Genomic DNA, 17,011 nt, shown 5'->3' on the forward strand with positions numbered 1-17,011 from the left:
GAGCACAAAAGGCGATGCTAGTTTGCTAGGCATTCAGAGCTGATTTGCTGCTTTTCGGTTACGATACTGCTGCGGTGTTTCGAAGGTAAAACGATGAAATGCGTGACAAAAGTGAGCGTGATCATAATATCCACATTGTAATGCAATAGCGGTCACTGGTATTTGGCTCTCAGCGAGCAGACTACGTGCGGTTTTCAGTCGATAAAACTGCTGTAGTCGAGCAGGACTCACCCCCGCTTCTTTTTTTAAGCGACGCTCAAGCGTTCGCCGTGTTAGCCCAAGCTTTTTACTGACAACGGTTGTAGAGTTATTAAGCTGAATAAGTTGCTTGATGACTTTTAGTGTACTGTTTTTGGCTAATTGCTGACCCATCGCTTGATTAAGTAACCATTGTTCAAGTAAGTACAGTTGGCTCATTAATGGACTATTTTGCATCTTTTCAACACATGCCAGTAAACTGCTATACCAACGTGGAGTGAAATCGTGGCCGAGTAGATAATTTGCTTCAGTTAATTCGTGTAAGGTTAGGCCTAATAAGTGATAAGCCCCTGAAGGTGCGAAGCGAACACTCAGCAAAGTATCTAAGGTACTAAAAGTGTGTGCCTGAGTATGACGATTAAAGGCAAATGTAATTACCGGCGTTGTTTGGCTGAAATCAATGGTGAGGCTTGCACCGGCATCTGGGTAAAGTTTTTCCTTAAATAGCTGTGCGGTTTGCGTATTTTGCGAACCAATTTTCCAATAGCATTGCACCCAATCAGCTAAGCGCTGATCAGGTGAAAACTTTTGAAACTGCAAATGAGGTAATGGATCATTTAACAATAAAATGGCCATACATTTAACCTTGTTTAGGTTGTGAGCATCGCGCTTTCTTCGGCGCGTAAAGTGAGCACTTCAAAGCCATCAGCAGTCACTGCTATCGTATGTTCCCACTGAGCAGAGAGCTTTTTATCTCGGGTAACCACAGTCCAACCATCGGGTTTGGTTTTTATTTTTGCAGCACCTTGGTTGATCATAGGTTCAATGGTAAAGGTCATGCCTGTTTTGAGTTCAACCCCAGTATTGCGCTTACCATAGTGCAAAACTTGTGGCTCTTCATGCATTTGCTCGCCAATACCATGGCCACAATATTCACGCACCACGCTGTAACCATTGCTATGAGCAAAGTTTGCGATGGCATTGCCAATATCACCGAGTCTCACCCCTGGTTTAACCATCTTGATACCTTGCCACATCGCTTCATAGGTTTTATCAACCAAGCGCTTTGCTAGTGGAGACACTTCACCAAGCATATACATTTTGCTGGAATCGGCGATGTAACCATTTTTCTCAAGGGTAATATCGATATTAACAATATCGCCTGATTTTAATATTCGCTTAGGATCTGGAAACCCATGGCAGACTACTTCATTAACTGAACTGTTTAATACATAAGGATAATCGTATTGGCCTTTACTAGCTGGGCGTGAGGCGAGTTCATCAACAATATAGCGCTCCACTAAATCATTAATTTCCATAGTGGTGATACCGATTTTTACTTGCTCGTCTAAATAGGCAAACACTTGTGCAAGTAATCGGCCTGACTCACGCATTAAAGCGATTTGTGCAGGTGTTTTGATAATGATTTCACTCATGAATAGGCTCTCCAACTTGCACATCTGCTTGTGAGAGTTGTTGTTTAATGATTTCGGCGTAAGTCATGGTTGGGTTAAGCTCGGCTAACATGCCAATTTTTATCCAGTATTCAGATTGCGAATTGATTGAACGCACCATAGTGGTACTGGCTTTGCGTATTTCTTCGTGGAGTTGGTCGCTAATTTTTACGATACCCATAACACTGCCTATATATAAAACGTATATGAATCGTATGCTCATCTGGCTATGAATGCAAGTTAGCGTTGTCGCAGGCAATAAAAAAGGCAGCTAATTTAGCTGCCTTCTAATGATATATGTGTAATCACTTATTGTGCATCATCGCCATTGTTAGCAACCAGCTGTTGCTCAAGTAGCGCGACTTTAGCTTCAAGCTCAGTGAGCTTTTCACGGGTACGTATAAGCACTTGGCTTTGTACATCAAACTCTTCGCGGCTGACAAAGTCCATCTCAGCAAGCTTGTTTTGAATCGCCTGTTTGGTTTTTGCTTCAAACGTATCTGCAAGGTTTTTAACGCCTTGTGGCATATTACTTGAAATCTGTTTGGCTATTTCTTCAATCTTTGCTGGGTTGATCATGTTCGTCCCTTACTGTCGCTAAAATGATAATAGCTAATATTACCTTATTGGCTAGGCGTATTGTAGTGATTACGTTAAAATTGCCCGTCTTTATGCAATCTCTTTGGTCGATATGAAACTCAATCCTAAACAAGATGAAGCGGTAAAATATATTAGTGGCCCATGCCTAGTATTAGCAGGGGCGGGCTCAGGTAAAACCCGTGTAATTACTAATAAAATCGCTTACTTAGTACAGAAATGTGAGTATCAAGCTCGTAATATCGCTGCTGTTACCTTTACCAATAAAGCCGCAAAAGAGATGCGTGAACGGGTAATGCAAACCTTAGGTAAGCAAGAATCAAAAGGTCTGTGGGTTTCTACGTTTCATACCCTAGGGCTGGAGATCATTAAAAAAGAGCTTAAAACACTGGGCTTTAAAGCTGGTTTTTCACTGTTTGATGATCAAGACACCAACCAATTATTGGCTGATCTAACAGAAGACGAGCTTAAAAAAGACAAAGATCTGCTTAACCTGTTAAAAATGCAAATCGGCAGTTGGAAGAATGAGCTGATTTTGCCTGAGCAAGCGATCCGCGAAGCCCGTGAGCCACAGAAAGCGTTATTTGCACAGTTATATGCCCGTTATCAAACCCAGCTACGTGCTTATAATGCTCTGGATTTTGATGATCTGATCATGATCCCAACAATATTACTCACCACTAATGCCACCTCTCGTGAGCGTTGGCAGCAACGGTTTCGCTATTTGCTGGTGGATGAATATCAAGATACCAATACCAGCCAATATCAATTAGTTAAGTTGCTTGTGGGTGAGCGAGCTCGCTTTACTGTGGTAGGTGATGACGACCAATCAATTTATTCATGGCGCGGCGCACGACCACAAAACTTAGTGTTGTTGAGTAAAGATTTTCCGGGCCTGCGACTAATTAAGCTGGAGCAAAACTACCGCAGCGCTGGGCGCATTCTAAAAGCTGCTAATATTTTGATTGCTAATAATCCTCATGAATTCGAGAAAAAGCTATTCAGTGAACTGGGTTATGGTGAGCCAATCAAAGTGATTGGCTGTCGTGATGAAGAACACGAGTCTGAGCGGGTTGTAGCTGAGATCATCTCGCATAAGTTTATGAAGCGCACAAGCTATAAAGATTACGCTATTTTGTACCGCGGTAATCATCAAGCGCGTGGTTTTGAAAAATCATTGATGAGCAACCGTATTCCTTACAAAATTAGTGGTGGCACCTCGTTTTTTTCACGCTCTGAAATTAAAGATATCATGGCGTATTTACGCCTATTAGTGAATCAAGATGATGATAACGCGTTCTTACGTATTGTTAATACACCGCGCCGTGAGATTGGCACCGTGACCCTTGAAAAGCTGGGGACTTTAGCGAATGAAAAACATGCCAGTTTATTTGCCACTTGCTTTGATAATGACTTAGGTTATCGCTTAAAAGGGCGTGGCTTAAATTCGTTGGCAGGCTTTGCCCGTTGGGTGGTTGAGCTGTCAGATAATGCGGTACGTGGCGACACCCTTGAAGCGGTAAAAGACTTAGTAAGGCAAATCAATTATGAAGCTTATTTATATGAATCATCGCCCAGCGCTAAAGCCGCAGAAATGCGCATGAAGAATGTGTCTGAGTTATATCGCTGGATCACCGATATGCTTACTGGGGATGCTGATAATCCACCACTCACGCTCGCCGAAGTGGTCAGCAAACTTACCCTGCGTGACATGCTTGAGCGCAACGAGGAAGAAGATGAAGCCGATGCCGTGCAATTACTCACGTTACACGCATCGAAAGGCTTGGAATACCCTTATGTGTTTATGGTTGGTATGGAAGAGGGCCTATTGCCGCATCAAGTGAGTATTGATGAAGAAAACGTTGATGAAGAGCGTCGCTTGGCTTATGTAGGTATTACCCGCGCGCAGCAAGAGTTGACCATGACCTATGCGAAAATTCGTCGCCAATTTGGTGAAACCTCACAAACCGAGTTAAGCCGATTTGTACAAGAGCTACCGCAAGATGATTTGGCTTTTGAAAATAAAAAAGCGCCAAACACCCAAGCTGAACGGATGGAAAAAGGCCAAGCGAGGGTTGCTAATCTTCGTGCGATGTTGAAAAAGCCAGAGTAACTGGCTTGTGGCTTAATTTAATAGTTGCTCGACTGTGGAGTCTACTGACCTGGCAGAGGTGTTATTTAGCGCATGCTGCTTGCCAATAAATAACAATAAACCATGAGTGTCGAGCAAGGATCTAAAGTTGAGAATTGATGGGCCTTTTGCGATTACTTTAACCTGTTTTATTTTAGTAATTGCAAGTACACCTTGCAGTTGTAAATCAAAGCTTTTTTGTTGTAATACCCGTTTGCTAAACGTAGAGCTAAGTAGTAAATAATCAAAGTTAAGCTCGCAAAGTAAATTAAGTTCACAACGATCTTTGGCAAAATCATTTAAACCAATCGAGTAACCTCGCTCATTGAGCATTTTTAAATTACTAATTTGTACCGCTGAAGCGTAGCGGATCTCTTGCTCATTAAATAATAAACAAATTTGTTTTTTTATATTGTGGCTTTGCATTGTTTGGCATAACGCTTGAAACTCTATTTTTTCGAGTAACAAACCAGAGCAAGGAAACAACACCTTGTCCAATTGTGCGGTGTGGATCTGTTGGCAGGCCTTCGTTAGTAACTGCAATTCAACTTCGAGCTGTTGTGCTTTATCAGCGGCAAATTTCTTTAATACTTCAAAACTGGTGCTACCAAGTACCGGGTGTTCACCAAACGCTTCCAGTAATGATTCTGGTTGATGTTGCTCGTCAAGAGTGATGATCTCAGAGCAGCGAAAGTGCATTGGTAACGAGTCTAAATGATGGCTGGTCTCTAATTCATAAGGGCTGGTACCGGCGCTGAGTAATGGGTGATAAAACTCAAAGCGGCTACGGCCTGCATTTTTTGCATAATACATAGCAGCATCAGCGTCACGGATAATTTCATCGGTATGTTTATAGCTTGTTTTAGAGTAGGTGATACCTACGCTGGCACCGCTTTGTACACAAATTCCTTTCATACAAAATGGCTTTTTCATTAATTCAATTAAGCGTTTAGCCACATCTTCAGCTTGCTGACGATAGGTTAAGTGGGTTAATAGAATAACAAATTCATCGCCCCCTAAGCGCGCCAGTAAATCATGCTCACGGATACACTGCGAAAATGACTCACTAACACCAATTAAAAATTGATCACCTGCTTGGTGCCCTAGTTGATCGTTAATATCCTTAAACTTATCTAAATCGATAAACAGTACCGCAAACTGTTGTTCCGGGTAGCGTTGATAATGTTGTAAGGTTTTTTCTAGCTGCGTTAAAAATAAACTACGATTAGGCAACCCCGTTAGCGGATCATGATGAGCATCGTGATATAGCTGTTGCTCGATTTTTTTCCGCTCTTCAATTTGCATTTGTAAATGCATATTGGTTTGACGAATTTCTTTGGTTTTTTCAGCAACCCGGTGTTCTAACTGTTGGTGACTTTGTTTTAAGGCTTGTGCGGCTAAATGAGCTTGTAAAACGGTGGCAATCTGATGCGAAACAAAGGTGATCAGTTCAAAATCGTCTTGATCAAAAACATGGTTATTATTATATGCTTGGCAGGTAATTAGGCCAATAACACCTTGCGCTGTTTTCAGTGGTGCACCTAACCAACTGGTAGCTGAGTGTAAGTCAGCGCAGTTATCTGGGCGTTCTACTTCGCCAGACTTACGTAGTTTATCTGCCCGGGCTGAGTCTATTAATTGGGTTTGCTCGGTACGTAATACCAGCTCACTGTAGCCTTTAGCGAAAGGGCGTGGCTTGGTATTTTCGTTAAATTCATCCACACAATAAGGGAAGTTTAACCAACCGGTTTCTTTATCGTACAGGGCTATATAGAGGTTTTTAGCATAAGTTATTGATTTTATTATTTCGTGTACTTGTTGGTAAACTTCATCAATGTGCTTTGTTTGCGTTGCTAACTCTGAGATTTTAAACAGAATATGCTGCCGTGCTAAGGTTTTTTTATGTTGCTCTACTTCAAGATTAAGTGCTTCATTACTTTGTGTTAAGGCACGGGTCCTAATTTTTACTTCTGACTCTAGTAGTTCGCGTTTTTTTACCCGCTCAATCGCTGTCGATAAATATAACGACATTACTTCTAGAAGCTCAATTTGTTGCTCAGAATAACACTGCTCTTTATCGTAACTTTGGGCAGCTAATACACCAATAATACTTTGCTCTCGGTATACCGGTACACCCACCCAATGTTCCGCTGGTGTGCCAAGTAGCTTAAATAATCCTTTATCTGCGGCGGCTTGCATCTCTTCACCCTGGAAATAGGTGGTTTTGCCTTGTTTAAACACATAGCCAGTAACGCCTTGGATAAAGTTGTGATCTTGATTAAGGGGTACTGAAATACCATCTTTTTCATCAGCAAAGTAAGATAGTTCGAGCGTGTTACTAAATTGATTCAATAGCACCACGTAAAAGCTTTTACTGGGTACGTAATCTTGCAAAATATCGTGAATAGCGGGGTAAAGTAGCGTTAATTCGGCAACAGAGCTGGCCTGCTCTGATAATTGTATCAGGGCATTTTGTAAGTGGTGTGATTGCTTATACTTTTGGACTAAAGCTTTTAAACGATTATTTTTATGCTCTAGCTTATGTAATAAGGCCGCTATATCTTCCAATGACAGTAACCGATTTTTATTATTGTATATTTATTGGACTTATATTTTCACTTTTTCGGCTAATCGTCAAGCGGACAATAGTATTAGAAAAGCATAATAATAAATAATGATAAAGGTAGGGGCTTGCTTATTTCAATAATAAAAAAGGCTGATTAAAATCAGCCTTTATAAAAATGTAGTACAGTATTAAGTATTACTTTTTGCTCATGAAATCAATGGCTGCTTGTAGCTCATCATCTGAACAATCCATACATGTACCTTTAGGAGGCATCGCATTAAAACCGTTAATTGCATGATTTAAAAGAGTATCTGCGCCTTTAGCCAAGCGAGGAGCCCAGTCATCAGCTGACTTTGGTGCACCGAGTGCGCCAGTACCATGACAAGCAAAACATGCAGCTTGGTAAACTTGTTCACCAGTGCGAGGACCTGTTGGCACGTCAGCAACGGCTGCTTTATCGCCTTCAAAGTAAACGGCACCAATCGGTGCGATACGTTTTTTGATTGCATCTTCAGTCATAGAGTTATCATATGGCTGTGCGTATGCGGTGGTTGCTAGCAATAATAATGCAGCTGATAGTTTTTTCATTTTGCCTTGCTCACTTCGATTTGAACGTGATCAATCACGATAGATGACGGAATTTAGAACGATTATATACCCAAACTACCCCAAGATGCGAGTTTCAGTTGGAATTAAAAGCGATTTAGAGAAGGCATTGATTGCAAATAATGGTTGTTCCCTTGTTAAAATCAATAACGCAGTATAAATCGCTTTTAAACCAACCCGATGGGCGTTTCACAGGCACTTATTCTCAGCGTTGTTACTTCTTAAAAGGGACTGCCATTGTTGCAAAGTAACGCCTTGATATTAAGCACCTGTGAAACGCTGAATTCTGTATCTTGGGGTGGTTTGGGTATAACGGCTTAGCCGCAATTTATAAAACGCCGTGAGCTGTTTTTATTTTGAAAAAACGACATTTTTTGCGTTAGCGCAAAAAATGTCGTTATAAAACCCAGTAATTGTTCACTCATGGTTTAACACATTTTAATGACAGCTTTGACGAGTTTCTCTATGCCTGCATCGGCCTCTAAAATAGATTGTGCCAGCATATAAGCAGGTGTGCTAACGAGTTTATGTTGCTCATCAATTACAATCTCATCGACGGCACATTCAACATGGTGCGCGCCAAGACTCTTTAGTGCATCGGCAGTATCTGCATCGTTACCTATGGTGGCTTTAACTCCATTGCCGTAGATCAAAGGGATCATTGCCGGTGCTATACACATATAACCTGCCGCTTTGTTGGCATCAGCAAATGCTTTACCGACACGAAGCATGTCAACGTGTAATTGTGCTTGTGTGCCTTTAACAGCAAAATCGCAGAGGTTTTTCGCGGCGCCAAAGCCACCAGGGACAATTAACCCATCAAAATCATTAACGTCTAATTGAGATAGCGCTTTAATCTCACCTCTTGCAATGCGGGCAGCTTCTACTAGTACGTTACGATTTGGCTGCATTTCCTCGCCAGTGAGATGATTGATGGTATGCAACTGCTCGATGTCAGGAGCAAAGCATTGGTAGCTTGCGCCAGCTTTAGCAATATGTAATAAGGTTAATACAGCTTCGTTGATCTCCGCACCGTCATAAACTCCACAACCCGCTAAAATTACAGCTATTTTTTTCATATATTTGACTCTTATTTATGTTTCATAAAATTAGTTTAGCACGGCTTTTTAGTGGCCGTCGTGACCTTTGTAAGATCATTTTATGATCTTACTTTCGTTCATTTAAAGATTATTTTTATTTGATAATTCTCTTGAGGGTAAGTAAAAGCGCGCTATATGCTTTTTTAAAAGATCGCTAAGAGGAAAAAATTATAAAGGATCACTATGATCTTTGATCCATTGTGATAGAATGCTCGTCCGGTTATTTATAAGGGATTAATTAACCGTTATTCGTTGTACCAAAAAAGCAGAATGAAGGGAAGCGTTGAAATACTTTTCCACATTGCTATAAAAAATAATAAAAAAAGAACCTCGCATTATCTTTTTAAACAAAACATACACTTAACATTTTTCTAAGTAATTTTAATTTACTTTGGAGGAATAGCTTGTGGCTGTTATCTACATAGTTATCCACAGCTTGCTCTCATTTGGCTGGTTAAACAAAGCTTAATTGGCAGTCGTTTTATGTGTGTCCTTATGGCATGCTTACAATTATTTCGTTTTCTCTCATTTAGGATCCAATTACACCATGGCTCAGATCCCTGAAAATCCACTTATTTTAGTTGATGGCTCTTCCTACTTATTCCGTGCATACCATTCACCACCACATTTAACTAACTCTAAAGGTGAAGCTACCGGCGCTATTTATGGCGTGGTAAATATGATGAAAAGCCTGATCAAACAATATAATCCAAGCCATATGGTGGTAGTGTTTGATGCTAAAGGTAAAACATTTCGTAATGATATGTACAGTGAGTACAAGGCGAATCGTCCACCGATGCCAGATGACTTACGTACACAAATAGCACCGCTGCATAACATTATTAAAGCGATGGGTTTTCCGCTTATTAGTATTGAAGGTGTTGAAGCTGATGACGTAATTGGTACGTTTGCGCGGATCGCTTCAGAGCAACAGCGCCATGTATTGATCTCAACCGGCGATAAAGACATGGCTCAGTTAGTGAATGAGCATGTCACCTTGATCAACACTATGACCGACAGCATCTCAGATCCTGAGACTGTTGTAGAGAAGTTCGGTGTTGGCCCAGAGCTGATTATCGATTACTTAGCATTAATGGGCGATAAAGTAGATAATATTCCAGGTGTAGATGGCTGTGGTCCTAAAACGGCGGTTAAGTGGTTACAAAAATACGGATCATTACAAGGTGTGCTAGATCATGCTAATGAGATCAAAGGTAAGATCGGCGAGAAATTGGCAGCCGCTGCGGCTCATTTACCGCTAAGTTATGAACTGGCGACGATTAAATGTGATGTTGAGGTTGAATCGGATCTAGATACTTTCAAACTTCAAGAACCTAATCGAGACGAATTAATCGCTTTATACGGTGAATGTGAATTCCGTCGTTGGTTGGCTGAACTACTTGATAACCCCAAAGATGCTGATACTCACTTAGCAGTACCAAGTGAAGCGAATGAGCTGCCAAAAGTGGCAGACGCCCATTATGAGACCATCCTCAGCGAAGCACAATTAGATACGCTAGTTGAACAGCTAAATAATGCCGAGTTATTTGCGTTTGATACCGAAACAACCAGCCTTGATTATATGCAAGCGCAACTTGTGGGTATGAGCTTTGCTGTAAAAGCGGGCGAAGCTGTGTATTTGCCGATTGCCCATGATTATCCTGGCGCTCCAGAGCAATTAAGCTTAGAAACAGTGATGACTAAGCTTGGGCCAATTTTAGCGGATGAAAACAAAGCGAAAGTAGGTCAAAACCTTAAATACGATAAAAGCGTATTAGCCAATGCCGGTTTTGAACTCAAAGGGATTAAGTTTGATACTATGCTTGAATCTTACGTGTTCAACAGTGTTGGCACGCGCCATGATATGGATTCGTTAGCACTAAAATACTTAGGCCATAAAAATATCAGTTTTGAAGATATTGCTGGTAAAGGTAAAAAACAGTTAACGTTTAATCAAATTGAACTTGAAAAAGCCGCACCGTATGCCGCTGAAGATGCTGATATTACGTTGCGTTTGCATGAAGTGTTATGGCCTAAAATAGCGGCTGATGACAAACTTAAATCGGTATTTGAAGAAATAGAATTACCGTTGCTTAGTGTTATTTCAGATATTGAGCGTACCGGTGTCGCAATCGATAGTAAAATGCTAGCGGCACACAGCCAGCGTTTAGGCGAGCGGCTCATTGAATTAGAAAAAGAAGCTCATGAAATTGCGGGTGAACCATTTAACTTAAGCTCACCAAAGCAATTACAAGTATTACTGTTTGAAAAGCTTGAACTGCCCGTTATTAAAAAAACGCCAAAAGGCGCACCATCAACCGCAGAAGAAGTGCTGCAAGAGTTAGCTCACGATTATCCATTGCCAAAAGTGATCATCGAACACCGTGGTTTATCTAAGCTTAAATCGACTTACACAGATAAGCTGCCATTAATGGTGAATGAGCAAACTAACCGTGTGCATACCTCTTATCATCAAGCGGTAACGGCGACAGGGCGTTTAAGTTCGACCGATCCTAATTTACAGAATATTCCCATTCGCTCAGAAGAAGGGCGTCGTATTCGTGAAGCGTTTATCGCTGCTGATGGTTATAAAATTGTCGCTGCCGATTATAGCCAAATTGAACTACGTATTATGGCGCATTTATCGCAAGATAAAGGCCTACTCAGTGCTTTTGCTAATGGCCTTGATGTACACAGTGCAACTGCCGCAGAAGTATTTGGTGTGACGTTAGAAGAGGTAACGAGTGATATGCGTCGTAAAGCCAAAGCAGTTAACTTTGGTTTAATTTATGGTATGTCGGCATTTGGTTTAGCGCGTCAGCTTGATGTGCCACGCCATGAAGCACAGCACTATATTGATAAATATTTTGAACGCTTCCCTGGGGTGCTTGAGTATATGGAATCAACTCGAGAGAAAGCGGCTGAAAACGGTTATGTTGAAACTATTTTTGGTCGTCGCCTACATTTACCGGAGATCAATGCCCGTAATGGCGCTCGTCGTAAAGGGGCGGAGCGTGCAGCGATCAATGCGCCAATGCAAGGCACTGCGGCAGACATCATCAAAAAAGCCATGCTAACAGTAAATAAGTGGGTGTATGAGCAAGCACCGAATACCGTTAAGTTGCTAATGCAAGTGCACGATGAATTGGTATTTGAAATCAAAACTGAGTGTGTTGAGCAATACACAGCAGAGATTTGTCAATTAATGTCTGATGCTGCGAAATTAGATGTGCCTTTAGTTGTTGAAGCCGATAGTGGTGATAACTGGGAGCAAGCTCACTAATCGCTACATCTTTGCATCAATAAATATCAGCGTGGCTGCACTGTGTGCAGCCACGTTTTTTTAGGTCTGAGGAAGCAGTGCTAAAAATCGTCTTTGTTGATTTTCGGTGAGATGTTGATCGAGTAATTGCGCTTTTAAGCTGCTTAACACAGTTAAAAAGCAGTGGATTTTTTATTCTAATAAGTTAATAGAACAAATTTCAAACACATAATGGGTGTTAAAATTAAGTTAATTTAAAATGCAATTTGTAGATTTCGTTATATGTTTATCAATTCTGCTAGTTAGTACCTGTATTTAGTTTATTTCTCATTATTAGTTTGCTAAAGTCCGCGCGTCCTCATCCTGTAGGACATCCTGTTGATGATGCACTCGCAAGGGTGCAACGTATTGATAGCTTCTCCCCAGTTTGCTATACCAACCCAGTATTGATTTACTGGGTTGTTTTTTATTTCCCCCATTGCACTTCATTCTATCAGTGCTAACATCAATATAATTCTCATTATCGAAGGAATGCGTTATGTTTAAAACTATGGCTGTGGCCACTTTGTCTCTTTCTAGCTTGCTTTTGGCACCTACTGCGAATGCTGCATGGCATGTTAATAATGATCAAAGTAAAGTGAGCTTTATATCGATTAAATCAAATAGCATCGCAGAGGCACATTACTTTAAAACGGTTTCAGGTGGTTTATCTGATGAAGGGCAATTCAAGGTAGAAATTGACTTGACATCCGTTGAAACGATGATCCCAATCCGTAATGAACGCATGACAAACTTGTTATTTGAAACCGCTCAATTTCCTAAAGCAATAATCACCGCTGATTTAACTAAGCGCTTACAAGCTATTGCACCGGGTCAGCATTTATTAAAAGGGATTAGTGCTGAGCTTGATTTTCATGGCAATAAAAAAACCATTAAATTTGATGTGTTAGCAAATATGTCGCCAATGGGTGATATCACTATATCATCACTTAGCCCGATCATTATTAATGCCAGTGACTTTGCTGTAACAGAGGGCATTGCTCAGTTACAAAAGCTAGCAGGTTTGCCATCAATCGCAACAGCTGTTCCAGTAGACTTTTCTTTAACGTTAAATAAAGATAGATAATGCAAAGCTTACCTGAACTTGCCAAACTGCTTGAGCAACCAGGTAAGCCCTTTGCTGATTGGCAACCACAACATTGCGGTGAGCTGCCAATTCAAATCAATGAACAAGGCGAGTGGTTTTACGCAGGAAGTAAAATTAATCGCCTTGCTATGGTTAAGCTATTTGCCTCGGTGCTTTGTAAAGAGCAGGGAGCGTATTATTTAAAAACACCGGTTGAAAAAATAGCTATCACAGTATGTGACGCGCCTTTTATTGTTGTTGATTGGTGCTTTGAAATGACCGAGCAAGGCCAAGTGTTGTGCTGCATTGATAATTTAGCGCGAACTTGGTTAATTACGCCAGCACAGCCTATTGTAGTGCAAGATTACCAAGGGCAAGCTGTGCCATATATTCAATTACCGCATGGCTGTAGTGCGCGAGTTTCTAGAAGTGTGTTTTATCAGTGGGCTGAAATAGCACAAGCTGATAAGCAAGGCTATTTCATTCAATCTGCGGGTCAGCGTTTTTACTTAAACGTGTGATTAAGCATCTGGTTCAGGCGTTTGTTCAACATCTGTAGGTGGTATTGCAACAATTGGTCCAAGGAACCATTCATCTAATTTCTTAGCGACTTCAGGTAATCCTGTGCCTTTTAAAGATGAAAACGCATGAACGGTAATATCACCTTCTAAAGTGCTTAACTCACGGCGAACTTGTAAAACTTGTGCTTTACGAGCGCCTTGCTTGAGTTTGTCTGCTTTGGTTAACAATGCCAATACTGGAATTTCACTGCCAATTGCCCAGTTAATTAAATCGCGGTCTAAATCTTTAAGAGGGTGACGAATATCCATCAGTACAACGATACCCTTTAAACTTTGACGTTTTTGTAGGTATTCGCCTAATGATTTCTGCCATTTCTTTTTCATCTCGATTGGCACCTTAGCAAAACCATAGCCAGGTAAATCAATGAGACGCATATTATCAACGTCGGCTAATTCAAATGTATTGATCAGCTGGGTACGACCAGGAGTTTTACTGGTACGAGCCAGTTTTTGGTCTGTTAAAGCATTTAGGGCACTCGATTTACCGGCGTTGGAGCGGCCAGCAAAGGCTACTTCAATTCCCGTATCAGTAGGCAATTTAGTGATATCAGGTGCGCTGGTTACGAACGACGCAGTGTTATATTTGATACGAGATTTGAGCACAGGCTCTCCTAGAAACTTAATTAAGTATTACAGCGAGTAAACTTTACTTAATTAAAGTTCACTTAAGGGGCGCATTTTATACTATTACTACACTATTAAAAAGCGGATTTGGATTAAGATATCAGCCTAAAATGAACTAAAACGGCAGCTCTAAAGCTTAATCTAGGTCAAAACCCTATAATTTATAAGTTTAATATGAGTAGAAAACGTGCCAGAGAATTTATTATCGTGTAGAATATATAAATCACAACATCCATATTGTAGATGATACAGGGTCGGAAACAGAGAATTCACCATGAAAAAAATAGCACTATCTTTAACTATATTGCTTGGTGCGTTGTCAGCAAGCAACGCAACAGCATTTGATGGCGATGTAAACGCAGGTAAAGAAAAATCAGCAACGTGTGCGGCTTGTCACGGCCCAGACGGTAATGCGCCGGTTAATATCTACCCAAAAATTGCAGGTCAACACGCAGATTATATTTATAAGCAACTTGTCGATTTGAAATCAGGTATGACTTCAGGTGGTAAAGAGGGCCGTATGGATCCTGTAATGAGCGCAATGGCAATGCCACTTAGCGATCAAGACATGAAAGATGTCGCTGCTTACTTTTCGTCACTAAACATGTCTGAAGGTGCAACACCTAAAGATGTAGTTGAAGTTGGCGCAATGCTTTATAAAGCAGGTGATGCAGAGCGTGGCATTCCAGCATGTGCTGCATGTCATGGTCCACGCGGTAATGGCTCATCATTAGCTAAGTTTCCAAAAATCTCTTTTCAACATCCAGGATACATCAAGTCACAACTTGAAAAATTCCGTGATGGCACACGCCACAACGATTTAAATGGCATGATGCAAGATATTGCGAAGAAACTAACAGATAAAGATATCGAAGTACTTTCTCAGTACCTAGGTGGGCTACACTAAAGTAGTATAGATTAATTAAATTATTAATACTAGACTCCATAGTTAGTTACAAAAAGCAGCGTAGGCTGCTTTTTTTGTATTTGTAATTTGTCGATATTGCCCTTCTATTTGTGAGATATTGACCATATCTAACTGTAAGCCAAATCTTATTTTTATTTTTGTTTTTATCATAACCTACTGTAATTTAATGTTTTCACAATGTTGCAATTTATGTTGTGTAAGAAAACTTATATAAATTAGTTGTAACAAAATTATTAATGCGTAAATTAACCCCTGTCGCTGAAACAATAAGAACAAAATGGATTAAACTACACGGAAAGTAGTGTGACGTGATTATCGGGGATAAGGCATCGGTTGATGCCACCGAGGGAATATTAAAAAAGAGTCAATGAAGACCGAGAATAATAAAATCTCATGGAAGTTTAAAATAAAAACAAAATGGAATGTTACACGGAAGGTAAAAATAATAACAACATGGAACAACAAAAATAATAACAATAATAAAGACTAAAAAGTCGAAGGGAGAAGTGTCCAGTTAAATGGCGCTCAGATTAGCAGGCGGTAGAGATGTTTTCTCTACCGCCTTTTTATTTGTCCTGTTACAATAGCCATCGTTTATACTTAAATGTATAAAAGTGCGCTAGTAGTCGAGTTACCCAACCTCAATCCGCACAAACCGAATTCTTCTGGCAAGGCCAGCATCGCAACGCCACAGTGCGCGTTGTTCAAAACCTCTTAAGTGAGATGATCAAGATATGAGTAGAAAGAAAAAGTCACGTAAAATCCCGTCTAACGGTCCCGTTCGTTTAAGCCAAGATAAGCTTAAAGAAATGCGTGCGTTAAAAGAGCAGCGTGTTAAAAAAACCAAAGGTGCTAAGCCAGGTTCACGTAATTCGGTTGATGCTTTACAGCCAGAGAGTAAAGGTAACCAGCAACACAAAGACAAGCGTGTTGGCAGCAAGAAACCGGTTCCTTTAATTGCAGTTGCAGCAGAGCCAGTTATTGAGCTTAAACGTAACTTAAAGCCACAAGTTGAGCTGAAAAAAGTGGTTCAACCTGAAATTTCACCAGAGCAAGAGCTAGAAGCGCTAGAAAATGACGAGCGTCTATTAAAACTAGTTGAGCTGCACGAAAGTGGCCAAATGTTAACTGGTAAAGATGCTAAGTATTTCAATAGCCGCATTGCACGTCACCAAGAGTTATGCGAATTACTGGGTATTGAAGATGAAGACGCTACTGATGACTTTGATGATGAAGAATTTAGCGAACAAGGTAATAGTGATTTTGATCATTACTTGTCGAACGATTTAGCCAATGAATGGTTAGATGACGAGGACGATAAATAATGAATATGCTGATCTTAGCTCTGTGTGTTGGCGCTGCGATCATTGCGGGGCTGGCATTTTATGCTGGCCAATTGCTGTATAAACTCAGTGCGCAAAAAAAACAGATTGCCAAAGAGCAAGCAAAGCAACAGGCGAAGCTCGCGAAGTCTCGTTTAGAGCGCAATGCTAAGCTCGCTGATAGTATTCATTTAATAGCTCGTGCAATGGAGCAGGAGCAGTGTGAGTTCTCAGAAGGGAGCTTACGTATCTGGGTGCTAATGTCGCAATATAGTTTTGCTGACGACGGTGATATCTCGCTGCGCTACCCAGGTATATTTGCTATGTATGAAGTAGTAAAAGAAATGCCAACTCATGATGCTCGTAAAAAATACTCGAAAAAAGAAATCTTTCAGCAAGACAGTGCCCGTTGGCGTGCAGAGGAAACTCACGCAGAGCAAATTAAAGCTGACTGTAAGAAAATTATCGAGGAGTTCAAAGCAGCGCCTGGTAGCGAGAATGTAGTGTTTAATTAAA

General features: G+C 40.7%; 15 protein-coding genes. 7 read left to right on the forward strand and 8 right to left on the reverse strand.

What is annotated here, in order from left to right; translation table 11 throughout:
• Positions 1-33 precede the first annotated feature (33 nt).
• The 4 genes from NDQ71_RS14030 to NDQ71_RS14045 all read right to left on the reverse strand — a co-directional run bounded on the left by NDQ71_RS14030 (position 34) and on the right by NDQ71_RS14045 (position 2,231).
• Positions 34-834 (reverse strand): response regulator transcription factor, encoded by an 801-nt coding sequence (locus tag NDQ71_RS14030; protein WP_192541307.1) that lies wholly within the window; start codon positions 832-834, stop codon positions 34-36.
• A 14-nt stretch (positions 835-848) separates the two neighbouring features.
• Positions 849-1,634 (reverse strand): type I methionyl aminopeptidase, encoded by a 786-nt coding sequence (gene map / locus NDQ71_RS14035; protein ID WP_192541306.1) that lies wholly within the window; start codon positions 1,632-1,634, stop codon positions 849-851.
• Entirely contained in the window at positions 1,627-1,833 is a 207-nt protein-coding gene (locus tag NDQ71_RS14040) for a ParD-like family protein (protein ID WP_064667339.1), read from the reverse strand. The genes map and NDQ71_RS14040 overlap by 8 nt, the downstream gene beginning before the upstream one ends.
• A gap of 128 nt (positions 1,834-1,961) precedes the next feature.
• Positions 1,962-2,231, reverse strand: coding sequence for an accessory factor UbiK family protein (locus tag NDQ71_RS14045; RefSeq protein WP_192541305.1), 270 nt, complete (start codon positions 2,229-2,231; stop codon positions 1,962-1,964).
• A gap of 112 nt (positions 2,232-2,343) precedes the next feature.
• Here NDQ71_RS14045 and rep point away from each other — a divergent pair, with 112 nt between their 5' ends.
• Positions 2,344-4,362, forward strand: a complete 2,019-nt coding sequence (gene rep, locus NDQ71_RS14050) for a DNA helicase Rep (RefSeq protein WP_064667341.1) — start codon at positions 2,344-2,346, stop codon at positions 4,360-4,362.
• 12 nt (positions 4,363-4,374) lie between these two features.
• On the opposite strand, the gene NDQ71_RS14055 is transcribed toward rep, so the two are convergent.
• The 3 genes from NDQ71_RS14055 to elbB form a co-directional block, all read right to left on the reverse strand.
• The gene (locus tag NDQ71_RS14055; protein ID WP_192541304.1) at positions 4,375-6,948 is read right to left on the reverse strand and encodes a diguanylate cyclase; all 2,574 of its coding nucleotides are present in this window, start codon (positions 6,946-6,948) and stop codon (positions 4,375-4,377) included.
• Positions 6,949-7,141: 193 nt separating this feature from the next.
• The gene (locus NDQ71_RS14060; protein ID WP_064667343.1) at positions 7,142-7,534 is read right to left on the reverse strand and encodes a cytochrome c5 family protein; all 393 of its coding nucleotides are present in this window, start codon (positions 7,532-7,534) and stop codon (positions 7,142-7,144) included.
• Positions 7,535-7,980: 446 nt separating this feature from the next.
• A complete protein-coding gene (elbB, locus tag NDQ71_RS14065) occupies positions 7,981-8,631 on the reverse strand; it encodes an isoprenoid biosynthesis glyoxalase ElbB (protein ID WP_192541303.1) in 651 nt (216 codons plus the stop codon).
• Positions 8,632-9,199: 568 nt separating this feature from the next.
• Between elbB and polA the strand changes: the two genes are divergently transcribed.
• The 3 genes from polA (at position 9,200) to NDQ71_RS14080 (ending at position 13,561) form a co-directional block, all read left to right on the forward strand.
• On the forward strand, positions 9,200-11,935 hold the full coding sequence (polA, locus tag NDQ71_RS14070; protein ID WP_064667345.1) for a DNA polymerase I: 2,736 nt from the start codon (positions 9,200-9,202) through the stop codon (positions 11,933-11,935).
• Between the two features lie 517 nt (positions 11,936-12,452).
• Positions 12,453-13,040 (forward strand): YceI family protein, encoded by a 588-nt coding sequence (locus NDQ71_RS14075; protein WP_283709561.1) that lies wholly within the window; start codon positions 12,453-12,455, stop codon positions 13,038-13,040.
• Positions 13,040-13,561, forward strand: a complete 522-nt coding sequence (locus NDQ71_RS14080; protein WP_283709560.1) for a DUF1285 domain-containing protein — start codon at positions 13,040-13,042, stop codon at positions 13,559-13,561. The genes NDQ71_RS14075 and NDQ71_RS14080 overlap by 1 nt, the downstream gene beginning before the upstream one ends.
• On the opposite strand, the gene yihA is transcribed toward NDQ71_RS14080, so the two are convergent.
• Positions 13,562-14,224 (reverse strand): ribosome biogenesis GTP-binding protein YihA/YsxC, encoded by a 663-nt coding sequence (gene yihA, locus NDQ71_RS14085; RefSeq protein WP_064667350.1) that lies wholly within the window; start codon positions 14,222-14,224, stop codon positions 13,562-13,564.
• A gap of 295 nt (positions 14,225-14,519) precedes the next feature.
• On the opposite strand from yihA, the gene NDQ71_RS14090 reads away from it, so the two are divergent.
• From NDQ71_RS14090 to NDQ71_RS14100, 3 genes are all read left to right on the forward strand, one after another.
• The gene (locus NDQ71_RS14090) at positions 14,520-15,152 is read left to right on the forward strand and encodes a cytochrome c (RefSeq protein WP_064667351.1); all 633 of its coding nucleotides are present in this window, start codon (positions 14,520-14,522) and stop codon (positions 15,150-15,152) included.
• Positions 15,153-15,907: 755 nt separating this feature from the next.
• A complete protein-coding gene (yihI, locus tag NDQ71_RS14095) occupies positions 15,908-16,498 on the forward strand; it encodes a Der GTPase-activating protein YihI (RefSeq protein ID WP_192541301.1) in 591 nt (196 codons plus the stop codon).
• On the forward strand, positions 16,495-17,010 hold the full coding sequence (locus tag NDQ71_RS14100; protein WP_301562672.1) for a DUF2489 domain-containing protein: 516 nt from the start codon (positions 16,495-16,497) through the stop codon (positions 17,008-17,010). Before yihI ends, NDQ71_RS14100 begins: the two co-directional genes overlap by 4 nt.
• Position 17,011 lies beyond the last annotated feature (1 nt).

It is taken from the genome of Pseudoalteromonas sp. KG3, from assembly GCF_030436385.1.
Lineage (GTDB): Bacteria > Pseudomonadota > Gammaproteobacteria > Enterobacterales > Alteromonadaceae > Pseudoalteromonas > Pseudoalteromonas prydzensis.

Excerpts from the sequence above, each read along its gene's own strand:
- NDQ71_RS14080 (WP_283709560.1), top strand. The coding sequence starts at position 13,040 with ATGCAAAGCTTACCTGAACTTGCCAAACTGCTTGAGCAACCAGGTAAG.
- NDQ71_RS14045 (WP_192541305.1), bottom strand. The coding sequence starts at position 2,231 with ATGATCAACCCAGCAAAGATTGAAGAAATAGCCAAACAGATTTCAAGT.
- NDQ71_RS14090 (WP_064667351.1), top strand. The coding sequence starts at position 14,520 with ATGAAAAAAATAGCACTATCTTTAACTATATTGCTTGGTGCGTTGTCA.
- rep (WP_064667341.1), top strand. The coding sequence starts at position 2,344 with ATGAAACTCAATCCTAAACAAGATGAAGCGGTAAAATATATTAGTGGC.
- NDQ71_RS14030 (WP_192541307.1), bottom strand. The coding sequence starts at position 834 with ATGGCCATTTTATTGTTAAATGATCCATTACCTCATTTGCAGTTTCAA.
- NDQ71_RS14060 (WP_064667343.1), bottom strand. The coding sequence starts at position 7,534 with ATGAAAAAACTATCAGCTGCATTATTATTGCTAGCAACCACCGCATAC.
- NDQ71_RS14040 (WP_064667339.1), bottom strand. The coding sequence starts at position 1,833 with ATGGGTATCGTAAAAATTAGCGACCAACTCCACGAAGAAATACGCAAA.
- map (WP_192541306.1), bottom strand. The coding sequence starts at position 1,634 with ATGAGTGAAATCATTATCAAAACACCTGCACAAATCGCTTTAATGCGT.
- elbB (WP_192541303.1), bottom strand. The coding sequence starts at position 8,631 with ATGAAAAAAATAGCTGTAATTTTAGCGGGTTGTGGAGTTTATGACGGT.
- polA (WP_064667345.1), top strand. The coding sequence starts at position 9,200 with ATGGCTCAGATCCCTGAAAATCCACTTATTTTAGTTGATGGCTCTTCC.
- NDQ71_RS14075 (WP_283709561.1), top strand. The coding sequence starts at position 12,453 with ATGTTTAAAACTATGGCTGTGGCCACTTTGTCTCTTTCTAGCTTGCTT.
- yihI (WP_192541301.1), top strand. The coding sequence starts at position 15,908 with ATGAGTAGAAAGAAAAAGTCACGTAAAATCCCGTCTAACGGTCCCGTT.